The sequence below is a fragment of the Pseudomonas oryzihabitans genome, from assembly GCF_006384975.1.
GTDB lineage: Bacteria > Pseudomonadota > Gammaproteobacteria > Pseudomonadales > Pseudomonadaceae > Chryseomonas > Chryseomonas psychrotolerans_B.
In genome coordinates this window covers 2249356-2274262 of sequence record NZ_CP021645.1, presented here as the reverse complement: position 1 = coordinate 2274262, position 24907 = coordinate 2249356, and the positions used below count along the sequence as shown (strand labels likewise).

31 protein-coding genes are annotated in these 24907 nt (G+C 65.6%); 30 read left to right on the top strand and 1 reads right to left on the bottom strand.

Translation table 11 applies throughout. The annotated features are described in order from the left end of the window. Window positions 1-25: 25 nt before the first annotated feature. The 12 genes from CCZ28_RS10115 (at window position 26) to CCZ28_RS10060 (ending at window position 8075) form a co-directional block, all read left to right on the top strand. On the top strand, window positions 26-661 hold the full coding sequence (locus tag CCZ28_RS10115; RefSeq protein ID WP_140217721.1) for a MotA/TolQ/ExbB proton channel family protein: 636 nt from the start codon (window positions 26-28) through the stop codon (window positions 659-661). Continuing rightward, the gene (locus tag CCZ28_RS10110; protein ID WP_140217719.1) at window positions 658-1098 is read left to right on the top strand and encodes an ExbD/TolR family protein; all 441 of its coding nucleotides are present in this window, start codon (window positions 658-660) and stop codon (window positions 1096-1098) included. Before CCZ28_RS10115 ends, CCZ28_RS10110 begins: the two co-directional genes overlap by 4 nt. After that, complete coding sequence (lpxK, locus tag CCZ28_RS10105) at window positions 1095-2102, top strand: tetraacyldisaccharide 4'-kinase (RefSeq protein WP_140217717.1); 1008 nt, start codon at window positions 1095-1097, stop codon at window positions 2100-2102. Before CCZ28_RS10110 ends, lpxK begins: the two co-directional genes overlap by 4 nt. 14 nt (window positions 2103-2116) lie before the next feature. Continuing rightward, a complete protein-coding gene (locus CCZ28_RS10100) occupies window positions 2117-2302 on the top strand; it encodes a Trm112 family protein (RefSeq protein ID WP_007162406.1) in 186 nt (61 codons plus the stop codon). Continuing rightward, window positions 2299-3063 carry a 3-deoxy-manno-octulosonate cytidylyltransferase gene (gene kdsB, locus CCZ28_RS10095; RefSeq protein ID WP_140217715.1) on the top strand — a complete coding sequence of 255 codons (765 nt, stop codon included), beginning with the start codon at window positions 2299-2301 and terminating at the stop codon, window positions 3061-3063. Before CCZ28_RS10100 ends, kdsB begins: the two co-directional genes overlap by 4 nt. After that, a complete protein-coding gene (locus tag CCZ28_RS10090; protein WP_140217713.1) occupies window positions 3064-3537 on the top strand; it encodes a low molecular weight protein-tyrosine-phosphatase in 474 nt (157 codons plus the stop codon). It abuts the gene before it with no gap. Next, a complete protein-coding gene (murB, locus tag CCZ28_RS10085) occupies window positions 3527-4549 on the top strand; it encodes a UDP-N-acetylmuramate dehydrogenase (RefSeq protein ID WP_140217711.1) in 1023 nt (340 codons plus the stop codon). Before CCZ28_RS10090 ends, murB begins: the two co-directional genes overlap by 11 nt. Next, a complete protein-coding gene (petA, locus tag CCZ28_RS10080) occupies window positions 4546-5118 on the top strand; it encodes a ubiquinol-cytochrome c reductase iron-sulfur subunit (protein WP_140217709.1) in 573 nt (190 codons plus the stop codon). The genes murB and petA overlap by 4 nt, the downstream gene beginning before the upstream one ends. After that, complete coding sequence (locus CCZ28_RS10075; RefSeq protein WP_437179200.1) at window positions 5115-6308, top strand: cytochrome b; 1194 nt, start codon at window positions 5115-5117, stop codon at window positions 6306-6308. The genes petA and CCZ28_RS10075 overlap by 4 nt, the downstream gene beginning before the upstream one ends. Further along, entirely contained in the window at window positions 6305-6973 is a 669-nt protein-coding gene (locus tag CCZ28_RS10070; protein ID WP_140217707.1) for a cytochrome c1, read from the top strand. Before CCZ28_RS10075 ends, CCZ28_RS10070 begins: the two co-directional genes overlap by 4 nt. A gap of 71 nt (window positions 6974-7044) precedes the next feature. Next, window positions 7045-7659, top strand: coding sequence for a glutathione S-transferase N-terminal domain-containing protein (locus CCZ28_RS10065; RefSeq protein WP_140217706.1), 615 nt, complete (start codon window positions 7045-7047; stop codon window positions 7657-7659). Window positions 7660-7670: 11 nt separating this feature from the next. Then, window positions 7671-8075: a ClpXP protease specificity-enhancing factor gene (locus CCZ28_RS10060; RefSeq protein WP_140217704.1), complete on the top strand. Its 405-nt coding sequence runs from the start codon at window positions 7671-7673 to the stop codon at window positions 8073-8075. Window positions 8076-8170: 95 nt separating this feature from the next. On the opposite strand, the gene suhB is transcribed toward CCZ28_RS10060, so the two are convergent. Further along, window positions 8171-8986, bottom strand: coding sequence for a type III secretion system regulator SuhB (gene suhB / locus CCZ28_RS10055; protein WP_140217702.1), 816 nt, complete (start codon window positions 8984-8986; stop codon window positions 8171-8173). Window positions 8987-9126: 140 nt separating this feature from the next. On the opposite strand from suhB, the gene trmJ reads away from it, so the two are divergent. From trmJ to der, 18 genes are all read left to right on the top strand, one after another. Then, on the top strand, window positions 9127-9915 hold the full coding sequence (trmJ, locus tag CCZ28_RS10050; RefSeq protein ID WP_140221318.1) for a tRNA (cytosine(32)/uridine(32)-2'-O)-methyltransferase TrmJ: 789 nt from the start codon (window positions 9127-9129) through the stop codon (window positions 9913-9915). Window positions 9916-9999: 84 nt separating this feature from the next. Further along, entirely contained in the window at window positions 10000-10497 is a 498-nt protein-coding gene (gene iscR / locus CCZ28_RS10045; RefSeq protein WP_058759986.1) for a Fe-S cluster assembly transcriptional regulator IscR, read from the top strand. A gap of 31 nt (window positions 10498-10528) precedes the next feature. Next, window positions 10529-11743, top strand: coding sequence for an IscS subfamily cysteine desulfurase (locus tag CCZ28_RS10040; protein WP_140217700.1), 1215 nt, complete (start codon window positions 10529-10531; stop codon window positions 11741-11743). A gap of 28 nt (window positions 11744-11771) precedes the next feature. Then, complete coding sequence (iscU, locus tag CCZ28_RS10035; RefSeq protein WP_058759988.1) at window positions 11772-12158, top strand: Fe-S cluster assembly scaffold IscU; 387 nt, start codon at window positions 11772-11774, stop codon at window positions 12156-12158. 9 nt (window positions 12159-12167) lie between these two features. Next, window positions 12168-12491, top strand: a complete 324-nt coding sequence (gene iscA, locus CCZ28_RS10030; RefSeq protein ID WP_058759989.1) for an iron-sulfur cluster assembly protein IscA — start codon at window positions 12168-12170, stop codon at window positions 12489-12491. An 8-nt stretch (window positions 12492-12499) separates the two neighbouring features. Further along, window positions 12500-13021, top strand: coding sequence for a co-chaperone HscB (hscB, locus tag CCZ28_RS10025; RefSeq protein WP_140217698.1), 522 nt, complete (start codon window positions 12500-12502; stop codon window positions 13019-13021). 45 nt (window positions 13022-13066) lie between these two features. Next, window positions 13067-14926, top strand: a complete 1860-nt coding sequence (gene hscA / locus CCZ28_RS10020) for a Fe-S protein assembly chaperone HscA (protein ID WP_140217697.1) — start codon at window positions 13067-13069, stop codon at window positions 14924-14926. A gap of 7 nt (window positions 14927-14933) precedes the next feature. Continuing rightward, complete coding sequence (gene fdx, locus CCZ28_RS10015) at window positions 14934-15272, top strand: ISC system 2Fe-2S type ferredoxin (RefSeq protein WP_140217694.1); 339 nt, start codon at window positions 14934-14936, stop codon at window positions 15270-15272. 11 nt (window positions 15273-15283) lie between these two features. Further along, window positions 15284-15484, top strand: a complete 201-nt coding sequence (iscX, locus tag CCZ28_RS10010) for a Fe-S cluster assembly protein IscX (protein ID WP_140217692.1) — start codon at window positions 15284-15286, stop codon at window positions 15482-15484. Window positions 15485-15575: 91 nt separating this feature from the next. Next, window positions 15576-16007 carry a nucleoside-diphosphate kinase gene (gene ndk, locus CCZ28_RS10005; RefSeq protein ID WP_058759994.1) on the top strand — a complete coding sequence of 144 codons (432 nt, stop codon included), beginning with the start codon at window positions 15576-15578 and terminating at the stop codon, window positions 16005-16007. 93 nt (window positions 16008-16100) lie between these two features. Further along, entirely contained in the window at window positions 16101-17240 is a 1140-nt protein-coding gene (rlmN, locus tag CCZ28_RS10000; protein WP_140217690.1) for a 23S rRNA (adenine(2503)-C(2))-methyltransferase RlmN, read from the top strand. 10 nt (window positions 17241-17250) lie between these two features. Beyond that, the gene (gene pilW / locus CCZ28_RS09995; RefSeq protein WP_140217688.1) at window positions 17251-18021 is read left to right on the top strand and encodes a type IV pilus biogenesis/stability protein PilW; all 771 of its coding nucleotides are present in this window, start codon (window positions 17251-17253) and stop codon (window positions 18019-18021) included. Further along, window positions 18018-19010, top strand: a complete 993-nt coding sequence (locus CCZ28_RS09990; protein WP_140217686.1) for a RodZ domain-containing protein — start codon at window positions 18018-18020, stop codon at window positions 19008-19010. The genes pilW and CCZ28_RS09990 overlap by 4 nt, the downstream gene beginning before the upstream one ends. Before the next feature lie 27 nt (window positions 19011-19037). Beyond that, complete coding sequence (gene ispG, locus CCZ28_RS09985; RefSeq protein ID WP_058759998.1) at window positions 19038-20150, top strand: flavodoxin-dependent (E)-4-hydroxy-3-methylbut-2-enyl-diphosphate synthase; 1113 nt, start codon at window positions 19038-19040, stop codon at window positions 20148-20150. 24 nt (window positions 20151-20174) lie between these two features. Next, window positions 20175-21482, top strand: a complete 1308-nt coding sequence (hisS, locus tag CCZ28_RS09980; protein ID WP_058759999.1) for a histidine--tRNA ligase — start codon at window positions 20175-20177, stop codon at window positions 21480-21482. 11 nt (window positions 21483-21493) lie between these two features. Further along, window positions 21494-22135: a tetratricopeptide repeat protein gene (locus CCZ28_RS09975; RefSeq protein ID WP_140217684.1), complete on the top strand. Its 642-nt coding sequence runs from the start codon at window positions 21494-21496 to the stop codon at window positions 22133-22135. Then, on the top strand, window positions 22135-23277 hold the full coding sequence (bamB, locus tag CCZ28_RS09970) for an outer membrane protein assembly factor BamB (RefSeq protein ID WP_140217682.1): 1143 nt from the start codon (window positions 22135-22137) through the stop codon (window positions 23275-23277). Before CCZ28_RS09975 ends, bamB begins: the two co-directional genes overlap by 1 nt. A gap of 77 nt (window positions 23278-23354) precedes the next feature. Beyond that, window positions 23355-24842 (top strand): ribosome biogenesis GTPase Der, encoded by a 1488-nt coding sequence (der, locus tag CCZ28_RS09965; RefSeq protein WP_140217680.1) that lies wholly within the window; start codon window positions 23355-23357, stop codon window positions 24840-24842. The last annotated feature ends 65 nt before the right edge of the window (window positions 24843-24907 follow it).

The following is a 24907-nucleotide window of genomic DNA, read 5'->3' as shown; positions in this document are numbered from 1 at the left end:
ATTTTGCGGCGGGGGTAACGATCTCGTGTTCGAAATGGTCAAAGCAGGCGGCTGGATGATGCTGCCGATCATCCTCAGTTCCATCCTGGCCACGGCCATCATCGCCGAGCGGCTGTGGACCCTCAGGAGCAGCCGGATCATGCCGCCCAATCTGCTCGCCCAGGTCTGGCGCTGGATCCAGGACAAGCAACTCAACGCCGAGCGCCTGCGCGAGCTGCGTGCCGGTTCGCCGCTGGGTGACATCCTCGCCGCGGGGCTGACCAATTCCCGCCATGGTCGCGACATCATGAAGGAAGCCATCGAGGAAGCCGGTGGCCGGGTGGTGCACGACCTCGAACGCTATCTCAATACCCTGGGCAGCATCGCCGCCTTGGCCCCCTTGATGGGTCTGCTCGGCACGGTGTTCGGCATGATCGACATCTTCAGCGCCTTCATGAACGACGGCATGGCCAATGCGCCCATCCTTGCCGGCGGCATCTCCAAGGCGCTGGTCACCACCGCTGCCGGTCTGCTGGTGGCCATTCCGGCGGTGTTCTTCCATCGCTATCTGCTGCGCCGGGTGGACGAACTGGTGGTGGGCATGGAGCAGGAGGCGGTCAAGCTGGTAGACATCATCCACGGCGATCGCGAGGTGGAATTCCGCGAAGGAGCCGCCGCGTGAAATTCCGTCGTCGCGCCGGGGGCGCCGCTCGCGAAGAGATCTACATCAACCTGGCGTCCTTCATCGACGTCATCTTCGTCCTGCTGCTGTTCTTCGTGGTGACCGCTACTTTCAGCCGGCCCAGCCAGCTGAAGATCGAATTGCCCGAGGCCGACAGCGCTGCCGCGGCGGCCAACCAGGGCAAGACCCTGGAAATCAGCATCACCGCCGATGGCCAGATGGCGCTGAACGGCCAGGCCCTGGCGCGCAACGACCTGACCGGCCTGACCACCGCCCTGCAGCGTGAATCCGGTGGTGACAACAGCCTGCCGCTGGTGATCACCGCCGATGGCCGCGCCACCCACCAATCGGTGGTCATGGCCATGGATGCCGCCGGCAAGCTGGGCTTCAGCCAGCTGCGCATCACCACCCTCGAGGCCCAGGCGAAACGCCCGTGAGCCTGGGCGACCGCCTGGTCCGCGCCTGGTACGAGGGCCATCCCGCCCTGCGCCTGCTGGCGCCGCTGGAAGCCCTCTATCGTCGGGTCGCCCGGCGCAAGCGCCAACGCTTCCTGGCGGGGCAGGGCAGCATCCATCGCGCGCCGGTCCCGGTCATCGTGGTGGGCAATCTCACCGTCGGCGGCACCGGCAAGACGCCCATGATCCTCTGGCTGATCGGCCATCTGCGCGCCCGTGGCCTCACCGTCGGCGTGGTCAGCCGCGGCTACGGCGCCCAGCCGCCGAGCCTGCCCTGGCGGGTGCGGGCCAGCGACAGCGCGGCCAGCGCCGGGGACGAGCCCCTGCTCGTCGTGCAGCGCACCGGCGTTCCTTTGGTGATAGATCCCGACCGCGGTCGCGCCGTCGAGCAGCTGCTCGCCGAGGAACAGCTCGATGTCATCCTCAGCGACGACGGCCTGCAGCACTATCGCCTGGCGCGGGATCTGGAACTGGTCATGGTCGATGCGACGCGCGGCTTCGGCAACGGTCGCTGCCTGCCGGCTGGCCCCCTGCGTGAACCCCTGGAGCGCCTGGCCACGGTGGACGCCGTGATCCATAACGGCGCCACCCAAGACCCCGCCGCTGGCTATGGCCTGACCCTGAGCCCCAGTGCCCTGATCAACCTGCGCAGCGGCGAAGCCAAGCCCCTGGATTTTTTCCCGCCCGGGCAGCGCCTGCATGCCCTGGCCGGCATCGGCAACCCCTGGCGTTTCTTCGCCACCCTCGAAGGACTACACTGGCAGCCGTTGCCCCATGCCTTCGCCGATCATGCCGCCTACAGCGCCGCGGACCTGGCTTTCGAGCCCGATCTGCCGCTGGTGATGACCGAGAAGGACGCGGTCAAGTGCCGGCCCTTCGCCGCCGCTGACTGGTGGTACCTGGCGGTGGACGCCCAGCCCTCGGCCGCCTTCGTCGCCTGGCTGGATGGGCGTCTCGACCGCCTCCTGCCCGAACATTCTCACTGACGGAACCCTCGCCCATGGACCTCAAGCTGCTGGATATCCTCGCCTGCCCCCTGACCAAGAGCCCGCTGATCCTGAGCGACGACAAGACCGAGCTCATCAGCAAGGCCGCCGGCCTGGCCTTTCCGATTCGCGACGGCATCCCGGTGATGCTGGAAAGCGAGGCGCGCATCATCACCACGGACGAGCGCCTGGATAAATGAGCACCGCCTTCACCGTCGTCATCCCGGCGCGACTCGCCAGCACCCGGCTGCCCAACAAGCCGTTGCTCGACATCGCCGGCAAGCCGATGATCCAGCACGTCTGGGAGCAGGCCCGGCGCAGTGGCGCCGAGCGGGTGGTGGTGGCGACCGACCACGACGACATCCTGCGCGCCTGCGAAGGCTTTGGCGCCCAGGTGCTGCTGACCCGCGCCGACCATGCCTCGGGTACCGATCGCCTGGCCGAGGTGGCCGAGTTGCTCGGTCTGGCCGACGACGCCCTGATGGTCAATGTGCAGGGCGACGAGCCGCTGATCCCGCCGGCGGTGATCGATCAGGTGGCGAACAATCTCGCCGCCCACCCCGAGGCGGCCGTGGCCACCCTGGCCGAGCCCATCCACGAGGTCGACAGCCTGTTCAATCCCAACGTGGTCAAGGTGACCACCGATGTGAGCGGCCTGGCGCTGACCTTCAGCCGGGCGCCGCTGCCCTGGGCGCGCAATGCCTTTGCCGGCGACCGCTCGCAGCTGCCCCAAGGCTTTCCCTATCGTCGCCACATCGGCATCTACGCCTATCGCGCGGGCTTTCTCGCCGATTTCGTCGGCTGGGGCCCCTGTGCCCTGGAAGAGACCGAAGCCCTGGAGCAGTTGCGTGCCCTCTGGCACGGAGTGCGTATCCATGTCGCCGACGCCCTGGAAGCGCCCCAGGCTGGGGTGGACACCATAGAAGACCTCGAGCGCGTGCGGCGCCTGCTGGGAGCCTAGATGACCCTGCGTATCCTGTTCGTCTGCATGGGCAACATCTGCCGCTCGCCCACCGCCGAAGGCATCCTGAGACACAAGCTCGAAGCCGCTGGCTTGGCCGAGGCGGTAGAGCTGGATTCGGCCGGCACCGGTGACTGGCACCGCGGCAAGGCGCCGGATTCCCGTGCCATCCAGGCCGCCGCCAGCCGCGGCTATGACATCAGTGGCCTGCGCGCACGCCAGGTCACGGCCGAAGACTTCCAGCGCTTCGATCTGATCCTGGCCATGGATCACGACAATCTCGCCTGGCTGGAGCAGTTGCGTCCTGCCGAGGGCGCGGCACCCGAGCTGTTCCTGGCGCGCCAGGGGCTGGCGGTGGACGAGGTGCCCGATCCCTATTACGGCGGCGCGGCCGGTTTCGAACGGGTGCTCGACCTGCTCGAAAGCGCCTGCGACGGCCTGGTTGCCGAGGTGGCTGCCCGCCATGGTCGCTGAACTCCTGCAGGGTGTCCCGCTGCAGGGACTCAACACCTTCGGCCTGATCGCCGCAGCCGATCGTTACCTGGAAGCCGCCAGCGACGCCGAGGTCCAGGAGGCCCTGGCGTTGGCCCGTGAGCTGGGCGTGCCGTTGCGGGTACTGGGTGGCGGCAGCAACCTGGTCCTGCCCGAGCGGGTCGAGGGCCTGGTGCTGCGCCTGATCTCGAGGGGCATTCGCCTGCTGGCGAAGGAGGGCGACGCCCTGCTGGTGGAAGCCGAAGCCGGCGAACCCTGGCATCCCTTCGTCATGACCACCCTGGCCAACGGCTGGTACGGGCTGGAAAATCTCAGCCTGATCCCGGGCACCGTGGGGGCCTCGCCGATCCAGAACATCGGCGCCTATGGCGTCGAACTCAAGGACAGGTGCGCCGGGGTGACGGTCCTCGACCGCCACAGCGGCGAACTCCAGGACCTGGCGCCGGAGGACTGCGCCTTCGCCTATCGCGAGAGCCGCTTCAAGGCCGAAGCCGGGCGCTGGATCGTGCTGCGGGTGCGTTTTCATCTGAGCCGCCAGCCGCAACTGGTAGTGGACTACGGGCCGGTGCGCCAGGCGCTGGCCGAGGCCGGCGTTGCGCAACCGACACCCGAGGCCGTGAGCGCGGCGATCTGCGCCATCCGCCGCAGCAAGCTGCCCGACCCCGCGGTGCTGGGCAATGCCGGCAGCTTCTTCAAGAATCCGGTGGTCACAGCCGCCGCCGCTGCCGCACTCAAGGAGGGCTATCCAGGGCTGCCGACCTATCCCCAGACCGATGGCTCGGTCAAGCTGGCCGCTGGCTGGCTGATCGACCAGGCCGGTTGGCGCGGCTATCGCGAAGGCGCCGTCGGGGTGCATGCCGATCAGGCCTTGGTGCTGGTCAACTTCGGTGGTGCCAGCAGTCGCGACGTCCTGGCGCTGGCGGAAAGCATCCGCATCTCGGTCAGGGAGCGCTTCGGCGTAACGTTGGAAATGGAGCCGGGAAGCCTGACGTGACTGACGATGTGCTCGATGCCCAACGCCGCCGCCTACTGATCGCCACCACCTCCGCCGTCGGCGGCCTGGGCCTGGTGGCGGGCAGCGTGCCCTTCGTCTGCGCCCTGCGACCCAGTCGCTCGGCCCAGGTGGCGGCGGAACCGGTGCAGGTCGATATCTCCGCCTTGCGTGAAAACGAGCAGCTCACGGTGCAGTGGCGGGGGCAGCCGGTCTGCGTGCTGCGGCGCAGCACGGCGGATCAGGCGCAACTGCTCGCCGACGAGGCCGGCCTCGCCGATCCAGACTCCAAGGAATCCAGCCAGCCGTCCTATGTCGATCCACGGCTGAGATCGCGGCGGCCGGACATCTTCGTGGTCACCGCCATCTGCACCCACCTCGGCTGTATTCCCTCGCTGGATACCGCCGCGACGAACAAAGGCTATCTCTGCCCCTGCCATGGCTCCCATTTCGATCTCGCCGGGCGTGTCTATCGCGATCAGCCAGCACCCCTGAATCTGGTTGTGCCTCCCTATCACTTCAAAGGCGAGAACCTGCTGGTGATCGGCAGTGACGGGGAGGGGGCGGCGTGAAAGACCGCGAGCACGACTGGCTGGAGCGCCGCCTGCCACTGCGCGCCTTCTGGCGCCGGCATGTCAGCGACTACCGGGTGCCCCGTAATCTCAACGGCTTCTATCTGTTCGGCTCCCTGCTGCTCTTTATCCTGGCGCTGCAGGTACTGACCGGGCTCTGGCTGCTGTTCGGTTACGAGCCGACCGTCGAGGGCGCCTTCGCCTCGGTGCAGCTGTTCATGCGCGAGGTGCCCTTCGGCTGGTTGATCCGCTATCTGCATGCCGTGGGCGCCTCGGCGCTGTTCGTCTGCCTCTATCTGCATATGCTGCGGGGCCTGCTGTACGGCTCCTACCGCGCCCCGCGCGAGCTGGTCTGGAGCTTCGGCGTGTTGCTCTATGTGCTGCTGCTGGCCCAGGCCTTCTTCGGCTATCTGCTGCCCTGGGGACAACTGTCCTACTGGGGCGCCCAGGTGTCCCTCAGCGCCGTCGAGGCCGTGCCCTTGATCGGCTCGACCCTGGCCGACCTGCTGCGCGGCGGGGTGGTGTTGTCCGATGCCAGCCTGCGCCGCTTCCAGGCCCTGCATGTGGTCGGGCTGCCCCTGTTGCTGCTCATGCTGGTGGCCTTGCATGTCGTCGCCCTGCGCCAGACCGGCTCGAACAATCCCGAGGGCGATGATCGTGATCTGCGTGGCGCGGCCGGGGTGCCTTTCCACCCCTACCTGACCGTCAAGGATCTCTGCGGCCTGGCCGTCTTCCTGCTGGTCTTCGTCGGCGTGGTGCTGCTGGCGCCGTCCCTCGGCGGCCTGGTGCTGGAGGCGGCCAATCAGCAGATGGCCAATCCGCTGGTCACCCCCGCGCACATCGCCCCGCCCTGGTACCTGGCGCCCTTCTATGCCTTGCTGCGCGCGGTACCGAGCAAGGCCGGCGGGCTGGGGCTGGCGGCCCTGGCCATCGCCTTGCTGTTCGTGTTGCCCTGGCTGGATCGCAGCGCAGTCCGCTCGGTGCGCCACAAGGCCTGGCCGGCGCGGCTGGGGCTGTACGCCGGTTGCCTGGCCTTCGCCACTCTGGGGGTACTGGGTGTGCTGGCCCTTACCGATGAACGCCTGCTGCTGGCCCGGCTGGCCGCTGGCGTGTATTTCGCCAGCCTGCTGGGCATGCCCTGGTACAGCCGTCTCGGCCGCCCGCGAACGCTGCTGGAGTCTGGGTCTTGAGGCGCTGGTGGCTGGCGAGCCTCCTGCTGCTCTGCGCCGGCCTGACCGTCGCGGCCGAGCGGGGCGATCCCCAGGCGGGCGCCATCACCTTCGGCCGCTACTGCCTGGCCTGTCATGGCCAGGAGTACCAGCGTTTCGACCGCGTCGCCCGGGATCTCCATCTGGATCTGGCCCTTTGGGCCCCCGGGCGCACCCCCAGCGCGCCCATGCTCAGCCTGCTCAAGCCTGCGGATGCCCAGCGCGCCTTCGGCAGTGTGCCGCCCGACCTCACCCTCATCGCCGCGGTGCGTGGCGACGCCTGGCTGCGTGCCTTCCTGCAGGACTTCTATGTGGCGCCTGGCCGTCCCCTCGGCGTGGATAACCTCATGGCGCCCGGTACCCGCATGCCGGACGTCCTGGCCGCCCTGCGCGGGCGCCAGCAGCGCGATTGCAGCCAGGGGCGTTGCGTGCTGCGGCTGGAGTCAGGCAGCGGCATCCAGAGCGCGGAGCAATTCGCCCGGACGGTCGACGATCTGGTGGCCTACCTGAACTATTCGGCCGCCCCCGAGCGAGGCCTGGCCTGGCGTCTCGCGCCTTGGGTACTGGGCTATCTGGTGCTGTTCGCCGGCCTGGCCTTCTGGCTCAAGCGCGAATTCTGGCGGCGATTGCCCGACAGTGAGCGATGAGGCTAGGTGTGAGGCGGTAAGGTGCGAGATAATCCCCCTTTACAGCTTCGCCCCCGCCGGGGGAGGGACCCATGGGCGCCATAACCCGCCTGACCTGTTTCCATGATCCAGAGGATCACTACAGCCATAGAATCCGTCTGATCCTGGCGGAAAAGAGCGTCGAGTGCGACCTGGTCGCCGTGCGCCGTGGCGAGTGCCCGCGGCAACTGGCCGAGCACAACCCCTATGGCACCGTGCCGACGCTGATGGATCGCGACCTGGTGCTCTATGGTACCGAGGTACTCATGGAGTACCTTGAAGAGCGCTATCCGCACCCGCCGCTGCTGCCGGCCTATCCAGTGACGCGCGGCAAGTCCCGGCTGCTGATGCACCGCATCGGTCGTGACTGGTGCACCCTGGCGGACGCCATCCTGCAGGCGGCTCCCGGTGCTGATCTCGCAATCAAGCGCAAGGAGTTGCGCGAGAGCCTGACCGGTGTGGCGCCGATCTTCGCGGAAAACCCCTTCTTCCTGAGCGACGACTTTTCCCTGGTGGACTGTTGCCTGCTCCCCCTCCTGTGGCGACTGCCACGCCTGGGCATCGAGTTGCCCCGGGCCGCCAAGCCGTTGCAGGACTACATGGATCGTATGTTCGCCCGCGACAGTTTCCGATCCAGTCTTTCGGTCACCGAGCGTGAGATGCGCTAGAGGAGAACCCCATGAATTCCAGTCGCCCCTACCTGGTCCGCGCACTCTACGAGTGGATCGTGGACAACGACTGCACCCCCCATCTGCTGGTCAACGCCGACTACGCCGAGGTGCGCGTACCGCCGGGCTACGCCAACGATGGCCAGATCGTCCTCAATGCCTCGCCCAGCGCCGTGCGTGACCTGCACATGGACAACGAAGCAGTGAGCTTCAACGGGCGTTTCGGCGGCGTGGCCTACAACCTCTACATTCCGGTGGGCGCCATCCTGGCCATCTATGCCCGGGAGAACGGCCAGGGCATGGTCTTCGACAGCGAGCCCAATCCGCCGGACAACCAGGGCCCGGATACCGGTGGCAGCAAGCCAGAAGCGCCCAAGCCGGCACCGGCGCGGCCGAGCCTGAAAGTGGTCAAGTAACCTTTGGCCGAACCTGCTGCGGAGACCTCTGCAGCAGGCATGAAAAAGCCCCTGTCGGCATCACCGACAGGGGCTTTTGCGTTACCGGGATGGACTCAGCGCTTGAGCGAGGCCGGCAGGTGCGGCTGGATCTGGGTCAGCAGGCCACGGAAGCACTTGGGGTTGCCGGCGACGATATGGCCCTTCTCGAGGAAGTCATGGCCACCGTTGAAATCGCCCACCAGGCCACCGGCTTCCTGCACCAGCAGGGCGCCTGCCGCCATGTCCCACTCCGACAGACCCATTTCCCAGAAGGCATCGAAGCGTCCGGCAGCCACGTAGGCCAGGTCCAGGGCGGCGGAACCGGCGCGGCGGATGCCTGCGGTCTGGCCGATCAGGCTGCGGAACATGCCCAGGTAGTTGTCCAGGTGATCGACGTCATTGGCGCGGAAGGGGAAACCGGTGCCCAGCAGGGCGCCGTCCAGGCTACGACGGTTGGTGACGCGGATGCGGCGACCGTTCACCGCGGCGCCACGGCCACGGCTGGCGGTGAATTCTTCCTGGCGCACCGGGTCCAGGACCACGGCGTGCTCCAGGCGACCCTTGTACTTGCAGGCGATGCTCACCGAGAAGTGCGGGACGCCACGGAGGAAGTTGGTGGTGCCATCCAGCGGGTCGACGATCCAGACGTAATCGGCGCCTTCGCCTTCACCGGCCAGGTAACCGGATTCCTCACCGTAGAAACCATGGGTGGGGTAGGCCTTGCGCAGGGTGGCGAGAATGGTCTGCTCGGCGGCACGGTCCACTTCGGAGACGAAGTCGTTGGCGCCTTTTTCGTCGACTGTGATCACGTCCAGGCGCTCAATCGAACGGAAAATCAGTTCACCGGCGCTGCGGGCCGCGCGCAGGGCGATGTTCAGCATGGGCTGCATGGATAGATCACCTGGGTTGTATAAGGAAAGCCGGCAATGATAGCAGACTTCGCGGCGCTGGAAGGGGTATTCGTGGTCAGCGAGACTCGGTGGGCGTAGTATACGGCGCCGATTTCCCGCGTCCGCTCGAGGATAGCCACGTGCTGCACAACATCCGCGTCGTCCTGGTCAACACCAGCCACCCCGGCAACATCGGCGGTGCCGCCCGGGCCATGAAGAACATGGGCCTGTCGCGCCTCTACCTGGTCGATCCAGAGGACTTTCCCAGCGGCGAGGCCAACGCCCGCGCTTCCGGTGCCAATGACGTGCTCGACGCCGCCATCGTCGTCGGTACCCTGGAAGAGGCTCTGACCGGCTGCAGCCTGGTGCTGGGCACCAGTGCCCGCGACCGGCGGATTCCCTGGCCGCTGCTCGATCCGCGCGAATGTGCCACCACCTCGCTGGCCCAGGTGGAGCAGGGCGGCGAAGTGGCCCTGGTGTTCGGTCGCGAGTACGCCGGCCTCACTAACGAAGAGCTGCAGCGCTGCCACTATCACGTGCACATCCCCTCGGATCCGGCCTTCGGTTCGCTCAACCTCGCCGCGGCGGTCCAGGTGCTGGTGTACGAGGTGCGAATGGCCTGGCTCGCCGCGCAGAACCAGCCGACCAAGATGAACAAGGTCGAAGCCACCGCCATGCTCAACACCCAGCCGGTGACGGTGGAGGAATTGGAGCTCTATTACGAGCACCTGGAGCAGACTCTGGTGGAGATCGGCTTCCTCGATCCGGCCAAGCCACGCCACCTGATGAGTCGCCTGCGCCGGCTCTATGGGCGCGCCGGCATCAGCAAGCTGGAGATGAACATCCTGCGCGGCATCCTGACCGAAACCCAGAAGGCCGCCCGTGGCGAATCCCATCCGCGGACTATCCCCCCGATAGATAATGCCTGAGTGATTTGCTCGGTTTTAAAGTTGACCTTTTTTGTCGGGAATCCGATAATCGAGCTCATCCGCTGCAACCCGCTCGAGTTCGTCATGAGACTGACCACCAAAGGCCGCTATGCCGTAACCGCCATGCTCGACCTGGCGCTGCATGCCCAGCGGGGCCCGGTGTCGCTGGCCGACATTTCCGAGCGGCAGGGCATCTCGCTGTCCTATCTGGAACAGCTGTTTGCCCGGCTGCGCCGCGGCTCCCTGGTCAACAGCGTACGCGGCCCGGGCGGCGGCTATCAGCTGGCGCGTGACATGGGCGGTATCCATGTGGCCCAGGTGATCGACGCCGTCAACGAATCCGTGGACGCCACCCGCTGCCAGGGCAGTGGCGGCTGTCACCAGGGTGATACCTGCCTGACCCACCACCTCTGGTGCGATCTGAGCGATCAGATCCACACCTTCCTGAGCGGCATCACCCTGGCCGATCTGGTCGCCCGCAACGAGATCCAGCAGGTTGCCAAGCGTCAGGACAACAAGGTTTGTGCCAGCAAGCAATCGCCCCTTGCGGTCGAAAAAATCGAAGCGTCCACCATCGACTGAGCAGAGACGCCCGTCTGATTAGGAGTAACCGATGAAATTGCCGATCTACCTAGACTATTCCGCCACCACGCCCGTCGATCCGCGCGTCGCTCAGAAGATGAGCGAGTGCCTGCTGGTGGACGGCAACTTTGGCAACCCCGCATCGCGCTCCCACCTGTTCGGCTGGAAGGCCGAGGAAGCCGTGGAAAACGCCCGTCGCCAGGTCGCCGAGCTGGTCAATGCCGACCCGCGCGAGATCGTCTGGACCTCCGGTGCCACCGAGTCCGACAACCTGGCCATCAAGGGTGCCGCGCACTTCTACCAGAACAAGGGCAAGCACCTCATCACCTCCAAGATCGAGCACAAGGCGGTGTTGGACACCACCCGTCAGCTCGAGCGCGAAGGCTTCGAAGTGACCTACCTCGAGCCGGGCGAAGACGGCCTGATCACTCCCGAGATGGTCGAAGCGGCCCTGCGTGAAGACACCATCCTGGTGTCCGTCATGCACGTCAACAACGAGATCGGCACCATCAATGACATCGCTGCCATCGGTGAGCTGACCCGCTCCCGCGGCGTGCTCTTCCATGTCGACGCCGCCCAGTCCACCGGCAAGGTCGACATCGACCTGGAAAAGCTCAAGGTCGACATGATGTCCTTCTCGGCGCACAAGACCTACGGTCCCAAGGGCATTGGCGCCCTCTACGTCCGCCGCAAGCCGCGCGTACGTATCGAAGCCCAGACCCATGGCGGTGGCCATGAGCGCGGCATGAGGTCCGGCACCCTGGCGACCCACCAGATCGTCGGCATGGGCGAAGCCTTCCGCATCGCCAAGGAAGAGATGGCCCAGGAAAATGCCCGTATCAAGGCCCTGAGCGAGCGCTTCTACCGCCAGTTCGAAGGCCTGGAAGAGGTCTACCTGAACGGCAGCCTGGTGCACCGCGTACCGCACAACCTGAACCTGAGCTTCAACTACGTCGAAGGCGAGTCGCTGATCATGGCGCTCAAGGACCTGGCGGTTTCCTCCGGTTCGGCCTGTACCTCGGCGTCCTTGGAGCCGTCCTACGTCCTGCGCGCCCTGGGCCGCAACGACGAGCTGGCACACAGCTCCATCCGCTTCACCTTCGGTCGCTTTACCACCGAAGAAGATGTCGACTATGCCGCGAGCAAGGTCGCCGAGGCCGTAACCAAGCTACGCGAGCTGTCTCCGCTGTGGGATATGTTTAAAGAAGGCGTAGACCTGAGTCAGGTCGAGTGGCAAGCCCACTGACCACCCCCTGATGAGCGAGGATTGAACCATGGCATACAGTGAAAAGGTCATCGACCACTACGAAAACCCGCGCAACGTCGGCAAGTTCGACGCGGCCGATCCGGATGTCGGCACCGGCATGGTCGGCGCCCCGGCCTGCGGCGACGTCATGCGTCTGCAGATCAAGGTCAACGAGCAGGGCATCATCGAAGACGCCAAGTTCAAGACCTACGGCTGCGGTTCCGCCATCGCTTCCAGCTCCCTGGCCACCGAGTGGATGAAGGGCAAGAGCATCGAGGAAGCGGCGTCGATCAAGAACAGCATGATCGCCGAAGAACTGGCCCTGCCGCCGGTTAAGATCCACTGCTCGGTCCTCGCCGAAGACGCCATCAAGGCGGCGGTGAACGACTACAAGCAGAAGAAAGGCCTGCTCTAAGGAGGAACCATGGCGATCAGCATGACCGAGTCCGCCGCCCGTCACGTGCAGCGCTCCATCGATGGGCGCGGCAAGGGTGCCGGTATTCGCCTGGGCGTTCGTACCACGGGTTGCTCGGGGCTGGCCTACGTACTCGAATTCGTTGACGAACTCGCGGCTGAGGATCAGGTGTTCGAAAGCCATGGCGTCAAGGTCATCATCGACCCCAAGAGCCTGGTCTACCTGGACGGCACCGAGCTGGATTTCGTGCGTGAAGGCCTCAACGAGGGCTTCAAGTTCAACAATCCCAACGTGCGTGGCGAGTGCGGCTGCGGCGAAAGCTTCAACATCTGAGGCCTTGCATGGGTAAGCCCTGTCACTTCGCCCTGTTCGAGCTCGTGCCTGCCTTCGTGATCGACCAGGCGGGCCTGGCGTCGCGCTACCGCGATCTGGCCCGTACGGTCCATCCGGATCGCTTCGCCGATGCGCCCGAGCGCGAAAGACGCCAGGCGCTGGAGCGGTCGGCCGAACTCAACGAGGCCTACCACGTGCTGCGGGCGCCCTCGCGCCGGGCACGCTACCTGTTGGAACTCGAAGGGCACGAGATGCCGCTCGAGGCGACCATCCAGGACACCGACTTCCTCATGCAGCAATTGCAGTGGCGTGAGGAGTTGGAAGACCTGCAGGACGCCGGCGACAGCGCGGGCATTCCCGCCTTCCGCCAGCGGCTCAAGGATGCGCAGCGCGACATCGAGCAGGCCTTCGCGGCGATCTGGAAGGATCCCGCCCAGCGCGAGCACGCCGAACGCCTGGTCCGTCGCATGCAGTTTCTCGACAAGCTGGCCAGCGAGATCCGCCAGCTCGAAGAGCGTCTGGACGATTAATCACAGGTGTCGCTCAGGCACCGACAACCATAAGCCGACTAGCCGATGGCTCTATTGCAGATAGCCGAACCCGGGATGGCGCCTAAGCCGCATCAGCGCAAGCTGGCGGTAGGTATCGACCTGGGCACCACCAATTCCCTCGTGGCCGCCGTGCGCAGTGGCGTGGCCGAGACCCTGCCAGACCTGCAGGGCGAGGTGATCCTGCCTTCCGCCGTGCGCTATGCCGCCGACGGCGTGGAAGTGGGTGCGAGCGCCAAGGCCGCCGCCGCCCAGGATCCCTTCAACACCATCCTCTCCGTCAAGCGCCTCATGGGGCGTGGCATCGCCGACGTCAAGCAGCTGGGCGAGCAGTTGCCCTATCGCTTCGTCGCTGGTGAGTCGGAAATGCCTTTCATCGATACCGCTGCCGGGCGCAAGAGTCCGGTGGAGGTGTCCGCCGACATCCTGCGCGTCTTGCGCGAGCGCGCCGAGGCGACCCTCGGCGGCGAACTGGTCGGCGCCGTCATCACCGTGCCGGCCTATTTCGACGATGCCCAGCGCCAGGCCACCAAGGATGCCGCTCGCTTCGCCGGGCTGAACGTGCTGCGCCTGCTCAACGAGCCCACCGCCGCGGCCGTGGCCTACGGCCTGGACCGGGGCGAGGAGGGCGTGGTCGCCATCTACGACCTGGGCGGCGGTACCTTCGACATTTCCATCCTGCGCCTGACCCGTGGCGTCTTCGAAGTCATGGCCACCGGGGGCGATAGCGCCCTGGGCGGTGACGACTTCGACCATGCCATCGCCGGCTGGATCGTCCAGCAGGCCGGGTTGTCCAGTGACCTGGATCCGGGCACCCAGCGGCGTCTGCTGCAAAGTGCCTGTGCCGCCAAGGAAGCCCTCTCTGCCGCCGAGCGCGTCGAGGTCAGCCATGGTGACTGGTCGGGCGTGCTCGAACGCAGCACCTTCCAGGAACTCATCGCCCCGCTGGTCGCGCGCAGCCTCAAGGCCTGCCGCCGCGCCCTGCGCGACGCCGAGGTGGAGCCGGCGGACATCGCCGCCGTGGTCATGGTCGGCGGTTCCACCCGCGTTCCCTATGTCCGTGAAGCCGTGGGCGAGTTGTTCGACTGCACGCCGCTCACCGACATCGACCCGGATCGCGTGGTCGCCATCGGTGCCGCCCTGCAGGCCGACTCCCTGGCCGGCAATCGCGGTGGCGAAGAGTTGCTGCTGCTGGACGTCATCCCGCTGTCCCTGGGGCTCGAGACCATGGGCGGGCTGATGGAGAAGATCATCCCGCGCAACACCACCATTCCGGTCGCCCGCGCCCAGGACTTCACCACCTATCGCGACGGCCAGACCGCCATGCTGGTGCACGTGCTGCAGGGCGAGCGCGAGCTGGTCAAGGACGCCCGCTCCCTGGCGCGCTTCGAGCTGCGTGGTTTTCCGCCCATGGTGGCCGGGGCGGCCAAGATCCGCGTCACCTTCCAGGTCGATGCCGACGGCTTGCTTGGCGTCAGCGCCCGCGAGCTGTCCAGCGGCGTGGAGGCCAGTGTCCAGGTCAAGCCCTCTTATGGTCTGACCGACGGCGAGATCGCCAACATGCTGCAGGATTCCTTCCGCCATGCCGGCGACGACATGCAGGCCCGCGCCCTGCGCGAGCAGCAGGTCGAGGCCCGCCGGCTGATCGAGGCGGTCACCGCTGCCGTTGCCGCCGACGGCGACCGTCTGCTGGACGCCGAAGAGCGCCAGGTGATCGAGCTGGAAATCGGTCGCTTGGCCGAGCTGCTGGAAGCCACCGACGTCCAGGCGCTCGAAGAGCAGACCAAGCGTCTTTCTCAGGTGACCGATGCCTTCGCCGCCCGGCGGATGAACGCCTCGGTCAAGGCGGCCCTGGCGGGTCGTCGTCTCAACGATATCGAGGAGTAGTTCCATCATGCCGCAGATCACCCTGCTGCCCCACGCCGAGCACTGCCCCGAGGGCGCGGTCTTCGAAGCCAGCGAAGGCGAAACCATCATCGCCGCGGCCATGCGCAACGGCATCGACATCGAGCACGCCTGCGAGATGTCCTGTGCCTGCACCACCTGCCACGTGGTCATCCAGGAAGGCTTCGATTCCCTCGAACCTTCCGATGAGCTCGAGGACGACATGCTGGACAAGGCCTGGGGCCTGGAAATGCGTTCGCGCCTGTCCTGCCAGGCGATCGTCGGTAGCGAAGACCTGGTGGTGGAAATCCCGCGTTACACCATCAACCAGGTGTCCGAAGGTCACTGAGGGAGGCTGTCATGGCACTGAAATGGACCGATGTGCTGGATATCGCCATCGAACTCAACGATGCCCATCCCGACGTGGATCCGCGCTACGTGAACTTCGTCAATCTGCGCAACTGGGTCGTGGCCCTGCCGGACTTCGACGACGATCCCCAGCGCGGTGGCGAGAAGGTGCTGGAGGCCATCCAGGCCGCCTGGATCGAAGAGTCCGCCTGACGCATCGCCCGTACCGCGCTACGCTTTTCACCGGGACCCGCGTATAATCCGCGGGTTTCGTTTTTGCTCTATACCCACCTTTGGAGTTCACATGTCCGTTCAACGTACCCTGTCGATCATCAAGCCCGATGCCGTATCCAAGAATGTCGTCGGTGAGATCGTCACCCGCTTCGAGAAAGCTGGCCTGCGCGTCGTCGCTGCCAAGATGGTCCAGCTGTCCGAGCGCGAAGCCGGTGGCTTCTACGCCGAACACAAAGAGCGCCCCTTCTTCAAGGACCTGGTCTCCTTTATGACCTCCGGTCCGGTCGTCGTCCAGGTGCTGGAAGGCGAGAACGCCATCGCCAAGAACCGTGAGCTGATGGGCGCCACCGATCCCAAGAAAGCCGACGCCGGTACCATCCGCGCCGATTTCGCCGTGTCCATCGACGAAAACGCCGTCCATGGCTCGGACTCCGAAGCGTCCGCCGCTCGCGAGATCTCCTACTTCTTCGCAGCTACCGAAGTCTGCGAGCGCATCCGCTAAGGATGAGCGCCGGCCAGGGAAGCGGCCAGCCCGCCTTCCTGGCATCGCCCGCGCCCTGCGCGGGCTTCAAACAGATTTCGTCGAGGTGATCCCATGACCACAGCCACCGATAAGGTCAATCTGCTGGGCCTGACCCAGCCGCAACTCGAGTCGTTCTTCGAGTCGATCGGGGAGAAGCGCTTCCGCGCCGGCCAGGTCATGAAGTGGATCCATCACTTCGGCATCGACGATTTCGACGCCATGAGCAACCTGGGCAAGGCGCTCAAGGAAAAGCTCAAGGCCGCCGCGGAAATCCGCGGGCCCGAAATCGTCAGCGAAGACATCTCCCGCGACGGCACCCGCAAGTGGGTGATCCGCGTCGCCTCCGGCAGTTGCGTCGAGACCGTCTACATCCCGCAGAACGGCCGTGGCACCCTGTGCGTGTCGTCCCAGGCCGGTTGCGCCCTGGATTGCAGCTTCTGCTCCACCGGCAAGCAGGGCTTCAACAGCAACCTCACCGCCGCCGAGGTGATCGGCCAGGTGTGGATTGCCAACAAGTCCTTCGGCACCGTGCCGGCCAAGATCGACCGTGCCATCACCAACGTGGTGATGATGGGCATGGGCGAGCCGTTGCTGAATTTCGACAACGTCGTCTCCGCCATGCGCATCATGATGGACGACCTGGGCTATGGCATTTCCAAGCGCAAGGTCACCCTGTCCACCTCGGGCGTGGTGCCGATGATCGAAGAGCTGGCCAAGCACGTCGACGTCTCCCTGGCGTTGTCGCTGCACGCGCCCAACGACGAGCTGCGCAACGAGCTGGTGCCGATCAACCGCAAGTATCCGCTGGCCATGCTGCTCGACGCCTGCCAGAGATACATCGGGCAACTGGGCGAGAAGCGCGTCCTGACCATCGAGTACACCCTGCTCAAGGACGTCAACGACCTGCCCGAGCATGCCCATCAGATGATCGAGTTGCTGCGCAACGTGCCCTGCAAGATCAACCTGATTCCCTTCAATCCCTTCCCGCACTCCGGCTACGAGCGGCCGAGCAAGAACGCCACGCGCCGCTTCCAGGAGCTGCTGCAGCAGGCCGGTTTCAACGTCACCGTGCGCACCACCCGTGGCGACGACATCGACGCTGCCTGCGGCCAGTTGGTCGGCCAGGTCATGGACCGTACCCGTCGCAGCCAGCGTTACATCGCCGTTCGCCAGCTCGACGGTGCCGAAACCGTAACGCCGCTCCAGGGCTGAGGGCGCGACCATGGCGATCACGCGCTTTGCGGCTGTCGCGCTCGCCCTGGTGGTCAGCGGCCTGGCCGGCTGCGTGACCGAGGGTGATCGCAACCCCATGGATACCCGCGAGGGACGGATGCAGGCCCGTGATGCCTACATCCAGCTCGGCCTCGGCTACGTCCAGCAGGGCAATACCGAACAGGCCAAGGTGCCGCTGAAAAAGGCCCTGGAGCTGGATTCCTCCAGCGCCGATGCCCATGCCGCCCTGGCCCTGGTGTTCCAAGCTCAGGGGGAGGCGCAACTGGCGGACCAGGAATATCGCCTGGCCCTGCGCGAACGCCCCCATGACGCCCGCATCCTCAACAACTACGGCAGCTTCCTCTATGAGCAGGGGCGCTACAAGGATGCCTACGAACGCTTTACCCAGGCCGCCGAAGATACCCTTTATCCCGAGCGCGCCCGGGTGTTCGAGAATCTTGGCCTGACCGCCCTGCGACTCAATCAGGTCGACTTGGGCAAGGAAAATCTGGAAAAATCCCTGCGGCTGGATCGTAACCAGCCCAGGGCATTGTTCGAATTGGCTCAACTGGCCTACCAGTCGCGCGACTACGTGCCGTCTCGTAGCTATTACCAGGCCTTCAGCCAGCTCAGTCCCCAGGATGCCCGGAGCCTGTTGCTCGGGATCCGTCTCGCCGAGGTGTTCAATGATCGCAACACCGCGGCGAGCTATGCCTTGCAGCTGAAGCGCCTGTACCCGAACTCACCTGAATATCGTCAACTTCAGTCGGAGCAGAAATGACCGCAGTGCAATCCGAAGCGGTACACGCCGGACGGGGCAATCCCGGTGAGATCTTGCGGCAGAAGCGTCTTGAGCTTGGCTGGAGCCAGGCCCAGGTTGCCCAGAGTCTCAATCTCAGCGCGCGCATCATCGATCAGCTCGAAGCGGGCAACTATCAGCAGATGCCGGGGCATACCTTCACCCGGGGTTACATCAAGGCCTATGGCAAGCTGCTCGGCCTGGACCAGGTGGAGCTGGTGCGTGCCTTCGACAGCTACACCGGTACCGATGCCAAGGGCAGTACCGTGCACAGCCTGGGGCGGCTCGACGAGCCGGTACGGCTGTCGCGCAACATCCTGAGATTCGTCAGTTTCATCCTGGTGGTACTGATCATCGCCATGGGCCTGTTCTGGTGGCAGGAGCGCAGCCGCCAGGCCTCCGTCAGCAGCGCCGTGAGCATGGAGCACGTCGAGGTGGAGGGGGCCGACGGCAAGACCGAAATCCACCCCATCGACGAGCCCGAAGAGCAGCAGCCCCCAGCCGTGGCCCAGAGCCCGGCGGCCAGCCTGCCGTCACCGGTGGGAACGCCCGTGCCCGACGCCAACACCGTGGCCAACATGCCCGCGCCGGCTGCTACGCCAGCGCCGCCCGCAGCCACCGCCGTCACGGGTGCGCCGAGCCCTGCCGCACCTGCCACCGCCACCGCGGCGGCACCTGCCGCTACGCCGAGCGCGCCGGCGGCGCCAGCCGCTACCGGTGCCGACAGCCTGGATATCCGTTTCTCCGCCAACTGCTGGGTGCAGGTCAGCGACGGTACCGGCAAGATCCTGTTCAGCGGCCTGAAGAAGGGCGGCGAGAGCCTCGACTACGCCTCGATCCAGGCGCCGGTCAACATCCGGCTCGGCTACGCCCGTGGGGCGCAGATCACCTACAACGGCCAGATCGTCGATCTCGCGCCGTTCACCAAGGGCGAAACCGCCCGTATCAAACTCGGTCAAGCCGGACAATGACGTCCGGCGACCCCATGGGAAACCAGCATGCATAGCGAATCGCCCATCAAACGTCGACTATCCCGCAAGATCTGGGTCGGCTCGGTGCCGGTCGGCGGCGATGCTCCCATCGCCGTGCAGAGCATGACCAACACCGAAACCTGCGATGTCGATGCCACCGTGGCGCAGATCCAGCGTCTGCAGGACGCCGGTGCCGACATCGTGCGCGTCTCCGTGCCCGACATGGATGCCGCCGAGGCCTTCGGTCGCATCAAGCAGCGGGTCAGCCTGCCGCTGGTGGCCGACATCCACTTCGACTACAAGATCGCCCTGCGTGTCGCCGAATTGGGCGTGGATTGCCTGCGCATCAACCCCGGCAACATCGGACGCGAAGATCGGGTGAAGGCGGTGGTCGACGCGGCTCGCGAACGTGGCATCCCGATCCGCATCGGCGTCAATGCCGGCTCCCTCGAAAAGGACCTGCAGAAGAAGTACGGCGAGCCCACCCCGGAAGCCCTGGTGGAATCGGCCATGCGCCACGTCGATCACCTGGAGAAGCTGGACTATCCGGACTTCAAGGTCAGTGTGAAGGCCAGCGACGTCTTCATGGCCGTGGCGGCCTACCGCCAGTTGGCGACCCGTATCGAGCAGCCGCTGCACCTGGGCATCACCGAAGCCGGCGGCCTGCGCTCGGGTACCGTGAAGTCCGCGGTCGGTCTGGGCATGCTGTTGGCCGAGGGCATCGGCGATACCATCCGCATCTCGCTGGCGGCCGATCCGGTCGAGGAGATCAAGGTCGGTTTCGATATCCTCAAGTCCCTGCGCCTGAGATCCCGTGGCATCAACTTCATCGCCTGCCCGAGCTGTTCGCGGCAGAACTTCGATGTGGTCAAGACCATGAACGAGCTGGAAGGGCGCCTGGAAGACCTGCTGGTCCCCCTGGACGTCGCGGTGATCGGCTGCGTGGTCAATGGTCCCGGCGAAGCCAAGGAAGCCCACGTGGGCCTGACCGGAGGTACGCCGAACAACCTGGTGTACATCGACGGCAAGCCGGCGTCCAAGCTGAACAACGACAATCTGGTGGACGAGCTTGAAGGGCTCATTCGCCGCAAGGCGGCCGAAAAGGCCGAAGCGGATGCCGCGCTCATCGCGCGCAGCTGAAAGATCAAGGAATAAGGCCCTTTCGTGAGCAAGTCCCTGCAAGCCATCCGTGGCATGAACGATATCCTGCCGGAGCAGACTCCGGCCTGGCGCTACCTGGAACGTACCTTCGCGACGTTGCTCGACGGCTATGGCTACCACGAGATCCGCCTGCCCATCATGGAGTTCACCGAACTCTTCGCCCGTGGTATCGGCGAGGGCACCGACGTGGTGGACAAGGAGATGTACACCTTCCTCGACCGTAACGAGGAATCCCTGACCCTGAGGCCGGAAGGCACCGCGGGTTGCGTGCGGGCGGTGCTGGAGCACGGCCTCACCGGCGGTGGCCAGGTGCAGAAGCTGTGGTACGCCGGCCCGATGTTCCGCTACGAGAAGCCGCAGAAGGGTCGTTATCGCCAGTTCCATCAGATCGGCGTGGAGGTGTTCAACCTGCCTGGGCCGGACATCGATGCCGAGCTGATCGTGCTCACCGCACGCCTCTGGCAGCGTCTGGGCCTGACCGACGCCGTTACCCTGCAGCTCAACAGCCTGGGCTCCAGTGCCGATCGCGGGCGTTATCGCGAGGCCTTGGTGGCCTATCTGCAGGAGCGCTTCGAGCAGCTCGACGAAGACAGCCAGCGCCGCCTGACCACCAATCCTCTGCGCATCCTCGACAGCAAGAATGCCCAGACCCAGGCGCTGCTGGTCGGGGCTCCGACCCTGGCCGACTATCTGGACGACGAGTCCCGGGCCCATTTCGACGGCCTCAAGGCGCGTCTGGATGCCGCCGGGATCCGCTACGAGATCAATCCCAAGCTGGTGCGTGGCCTGGATTACTATGGCCGTACCGTGTTCGAGTGGGTCACCGACAAACTCGGCGCCCAGGGCACCGTGTGCGCCGGTGGCCGTTACGATGGCCTGATCACCCAATTCGGCGGCAAGCCCACCCCTGGTGTCGGTTTCGCCATGGGCGTCGAGCGCCTGGTACTGCTGCTGGAAACCCTGGAGCGCCTGCCGAGCGATCTCATGCGCCCGGCCGATCTCTACCTCTGCGCCTTTGGCGAGGCGGCCGAGCTGGCCGGCCTGAGCCTGGCGGAAAAGCTGCGTGATGCCCGTCCCGACCTGCGCCTGCTGGTCAATGCCGGCGGCGGCAGCTTCAAGAGCCAGTTCAAGAAGGCCGACAAGAGCGGTGCGCTCTGGGCCATGATCCTGGGCGAGGACGAACTGGCCGCGCAACAGGTGGCGCTCAAGCCGCTGCGTGGCGATGCGCCCCAGGAAAAGGTCGATTTCGCGGCCCTGGCCGCACGTCTGGACGAGATTTTGCCCCCGGCCGCTGCCGGTCGCGGGAATTGAGGAGAACGGATTTGAGTTCCATCGACGACGACAATCTGGTGGTCGCCAAGGCCTGGTGGCAGCGTAACGGCAAGCCGCTGGTAGCCGGTGGTGTCATCGCCCTGGTAGCGGTACTCGGCTGGCAGGGCTGGCAGCGTTACCAGAGCAACCAGGCGCAAGGTGCCTCGGTGCTCTATCAGCAACTGGTGGAAGCGGCTCTCGCCCCTGGTGGCAAGGTGGACACGGCCCGCGTCACCGACACCTTCGGCAAGCTCAAGCAGGATTATTCCGGTACCGCCTATGCGCAGTACGGTGGCCTCTTCGTCGCCAAGGTGGCGGCGGACAGCAATCGCCTGGACGATGCGGCCAACGAATTGAAGGCGGTGCTGGCCAAGCCTTATGACGAAGAACTCGGCGAGTTGGCGCGTGAGCGCCTGGCCCGGGTGCTGGCGGCTCAGGGCAAGGCCGAAGAGGGCTTGAAGCTGCTCGATGGCGAGGCGCCCAAGGCCTATGTCGCCAATCGTGAGGAGTTGCGTGGTGACCTGCTGGTGGCGCTGAAGAAGCCGGCCGAGGCGCGGGTCGCCTATGAGAAGGCGCGTGCCGCGCTGCCCAACGATGCAGCCGAAGGCGTGCTGCAGATGAAACTCGATGATCTCGCCAAAGGAGACGCCTGATGTTGCGCTGGAAGCCTATCGCGGTACTGGGCCTCGCCCTTGCGGTCGTCGGTTGCAGCAGCACCGGCAAGAAAGAGCTGCCCCCGGCCGAGCTGAAGGACATCAAGGCGGAAGTCCGGCTGGATGAAGTCTGGAGTCGCTCCATCGGCGATGGCCAGGGCAAGGAATACAACCGCCTGGTGCCGGCGGTGGAGGGTCAGACGATCTTCGCCGCCGATGCCGATGGCCGGGTCATGGCGATGAATCGCGAGACCGGCGCGGTGCTCTGGAAGAAGGACCTGGACCTGCCGGTTTCCGGTGGCGTCGGGGTTGGCTCCGGGCTGGTGGTGGTCGGTACCCTGCGTGGGCAGGTGATCGCCCTGGATGCCAGCGACGGTAGCGAGAAGTGGCGCGCCCAGGTGTCCAGCGAAGTGCTGTCGGCGCCGGTGGTGCACAACGACGTGGTGGTGGTGCAGTCCCAGGATGCCAAGCTGTATGCCTTCGAAGCGGGCAGCGGTTCGCGCCGCTGGGTCTACGAAGACAGCCTGCCCGTGTTGAGCCTGCGCGGCACCGGTGCTCCGCTGGTCACCGACCAGGTGGCCATGGCCGGTTTCGCCAATGGCAAGGTCGTCGCCGTGGACGTGCAGCGTGGTCTGCCGCTGTGGGAGCAACAGATCGCCGTGCCCAAGGGCCGTTCCGAACTGGAGCGCATCGTCGACGTCGATGGTGGCCTGTCGCTGTCGGGCGATACCCTCTATGTGGTCAGCTACAACGGTCGGGTGGCAGCACTCAATCCGGCCAACGGCCAGATCCTCTGGCAGCGCGATGCGTCCAGCTACGACGGCGTGACCGAAGGCTTCGGCAACGTCTACCTGAGCCTGGACAACGGTACCGTCGAGGCGGTCGAGGAATCCTCCACCTCTACCCTGTGGAGCAACTCCGATCTGGCCCGCCGCCAGCTCTCCGGTCCGGTGGTCTGGTCGAGCAACGTGGTGGTGGGCGACTACGCCGGCTACATCCACCTGCTGAGCCAGGTCGATGGCCGTTTCGTCGGTCGGACCAAGGTCGATGGCGACGGTATCCGGGTAAGACCGCTGGTCGTCGGCGACATGCTCTACGTTTACGGCAATGGCGGTACACTCGCCGCCTATCGTCTGCGCTAGAACTTTTATCCTCAACCGATGGCCGCTACCGTGAAGCTCGGTAGCGGCCATCGTGTTTTCTGCTCTGGGAGAGCCGCATGGTTCCCGTAATTGCACTGGTGGGGCGGCCGAACGTCGGCAAATCCACGCTTTTCAACCGTCTGACCAAGACGCGCGACGCCATCGTCGCCGACTTCGCCGGCCTGACCCGCGATCGCAAGTACGGCGAGGCCAAGTGGCAGGGACGGACCTACATCGTGGTGGATACCGGCGGTATCTCCGGTGACGAGGAAGGCATCGACCTGAAGATGGCCGAGCAGTCGCTGCAGGCCATCGAAGAATCCGATGCCGTGCTGTTCCTGGTGGACTCGCGCGACGGCCTGACCGTGGCCGACCAGATGATCGCCGAGCACCTGCGCAAGCGAAACAAGCGCACCTTCCTGGTGGCCAACAAGGTCGATACCGTCGATCCGGACATCGCCCGGGCGGAATTCAGCCCGCTGGCCATCGGCGACGCCTATCCCATCGCCGCGGCCCACGGTCGTGGCGTGAACAACCTGCTGGAAGCCGCCCTGGGCGTCTTTCCCAAGGACGAGGCACCGGTCGAGGAACTCACCGAGGACGAGGTACGGGCCGCTGCGGAGGAGGGCGGTGACGTCTTCCGCCGGGTGCAGGGCATCGACGAGATCACCGGCATCAAGATCGCCGTGATCGGCCGGCCCAACGTCGGCAAGTCGACCCTGGTCAACCGCATGCTCGGCGAGGAGCGGGTGATCGTCTACGACCAGGCCGGCACCACGCGCGACAGCATCTACATCCCCTTCGAGCGCAACGAAGAACGCTACACCCTGATCGACACGGCCGGCGTGCGCCGCCGCGGCAAGATCTTCGAGGCGGTCGAGAAGTTCTCGGTGGTCAAGACGCTGCAGGCGATCCAGGACGCCAACGTGGTGATCTTCGTCATGGACGCCCGCGAGGGGGTGGTCGAGCACGACCTCAACCTGCTCGGCTTCGTGTTGGAGACCGGACGCGCCCTGGTGATCGCCCTGAACAAGTGGGACGGCATGGAGGCTGGCGAGCGCGACTACGTCAAGACCGAGCTGGAACGCCGCCTGCTGTTCGTCGACTTCGCCGACATCCACTTCATCTCGGCGCTGCATGGCACCGGCGTGGGCCACCTGTACAAGTCGGTGCAGCAGTCCTTCGCCTCGGCCACCACCCGCTGGCCCACCAGCCGCCTGACCCAGATCCTCGAGGACGCGGTGCAGGAGCACCAGCCGCCGATGATCAGTGGCCGCCGCATCAAGCTGCGCTATGCCCACCTGGGCGGCGCCAACCCGCCGCTGATCGTCATCCACGGCAACCAGACCGATGCGGTACCCAAGTCCTACACCCGCTACCTGGAAAAGACCTTCCGCCGGGTGCTCAAGCTGGTGGGTACGCCGATTCGCATCGAATACCGCGGTGGCGAGAACCCCTTCGAGGGCAAGAAGAACACCCTCACCGAGCGCCAGGTGAACAAGAAGCGCCGCCTGATGAGCCACCACAAGAAGGCGGAGAAGAAGCGCAAGGACAAGCGGCGGTAAGCCGGTAGTGCGTTGCGAAGGGAAGGGGGCGAATAGCCCCCTTTTTCTTTGGTAGCGGATAGGGC

Coding starts and splice junctions, on each gene's coding strand:
- CCZ28_RS10100 (WP_007162406.1), top strand. CDS start 2,117: ATGGACCTCAAGCTGCTGGATATCCTCGCCTGCCCCCTGACCAAGAGC.
- kdsB (WP_140217715.1), top strand. CDS start 2,299: ATGAGCACCGCCTTCACCGTCGTCATCCCGGCGCGACTCGCCAGCACC.
- CCZ28_RS10090 (WP_140217713.1), top strand. CDS start 3,064: ATGACCCTGCGTATCCTGTTCGTCTGCATGGGCAACATCTGCCGCTCG.
- murB (WP_140217711.1), top strand. CDS start 3,527: ATGGTCGCTGAACTCCTGCAGGGTGTCCCGCTGCAGGGACTCAACACC.
- CCZ28_RS10065 (WP_140217706.1), top strand. CDS start 7,045: ATGGGCGCCATAACCCGCCTGACCTGTTTCCATGATCCAGAGGATCAC.
- CCZ28_RS10060 (WP_140217704.1), top strand. CDS start 7,671: ATGAATTCCAGTCGCCCCTACCTGGTCCGCGCACTCTACGAGTGGATC.
- suhB (WP_140217702.1), bottom strand. CDS start 8,986: ATGCAGCCCATGCTGAACATCGCCCTGCGCGCGGCCCGCAGCGCCGGT.
- iscR (WP_058759986.1), top strand. CDS start 10,000: ATGAGACTGACCACCAAAGGCCGCTATGCCGTAACCGCCATGCTCGAC.
- CCZ28_RS10040 (WP_140217700.1), top strand. CDS start 10,529: ATGAAATTGCCGATCTACCTAGACTATTCCGCCACCACGCCCGTCGAT.
- iscU (WP_058759988.1), top strand. CDS start 11,772: ATGGCATACAGTGAAAAGGTCATCGACCACTACGAAAACCCGCGCAAC.
- iscA (WP_058759989.1), top strand. CDS start 12,168: ATGGCGATCAGCATGACCGAGTCCGCCGCCCGTCACGTGCAGCGCTCC.
- hscB (WP_140217698.1), top strand. CDS start 12,500: ATGGGTAAGCCCTGTCACTTCGCCCTGTTCGAGCTCGTGCCTGCCTTC.
- hscA (WP_140217697.1), top strand. CDS start 13,067: ATGGCTCTATTGCAGATAGCCGAACCCGGGATGGCGCCTAAGCCGCAT.
- fdx (WP_140217694.1), top strand. CDS start 14,934: ATGCCGCAGATCACCCTGCTGCCCCACGCCGAGCACTGCCCCGAGGGC.
- iscX (WP_140217692.1), top strand. CDS start 15,284: ATGGCACTGAAATGGACCGATGTGCTGGATATCGCCATCGAACTCAAC.
- ndk (WP_058759994.1), top strand. CDS start 15,576: ATGTCCGTTCAACGTACCCTGTCGATCATCAAGCCCGATGCCGTATCC.
- rlmN (WP_140217690.1), top strand. CDS start 16,101: ATGACCACAGCCACCGATAAGGTCAATCTGCTGGGCCTGACCCAGCCG.
- pilW (WP_140217688.1), top strand. CDS start 17,251: ATGGCGATCACGCGCTTTGCGGCTGTCGCGCTCGCCCTGGTGGTCAGC.
- CCZ28_RS09990 (WP_140217686.1), top strand. CDS start 18,018: ATGACCGCAGTGCAATCCGAAGCGGTACACGCCGGACGGGGCAATCCC.
- ispG (WP_058759998.1), top strand. CDS start 19,038: ATGCATAGCGAATCGCCCATCAAACGTCGACTATCCCGCAAGATCTGG.
- bamB (WP_140217682.1), top strand. CDS start 22,135: ATGTTGCGCTGGAAGCCTATCGCGGTACTGGGCCTCGCCCTTGCGGTC.
- der (WP_140217680.1), top strand. CDS start 23,355: ATGGTTCCCGTAATTGCACTGGTGGGGCGGCCGAACGTCGGCAAATCC.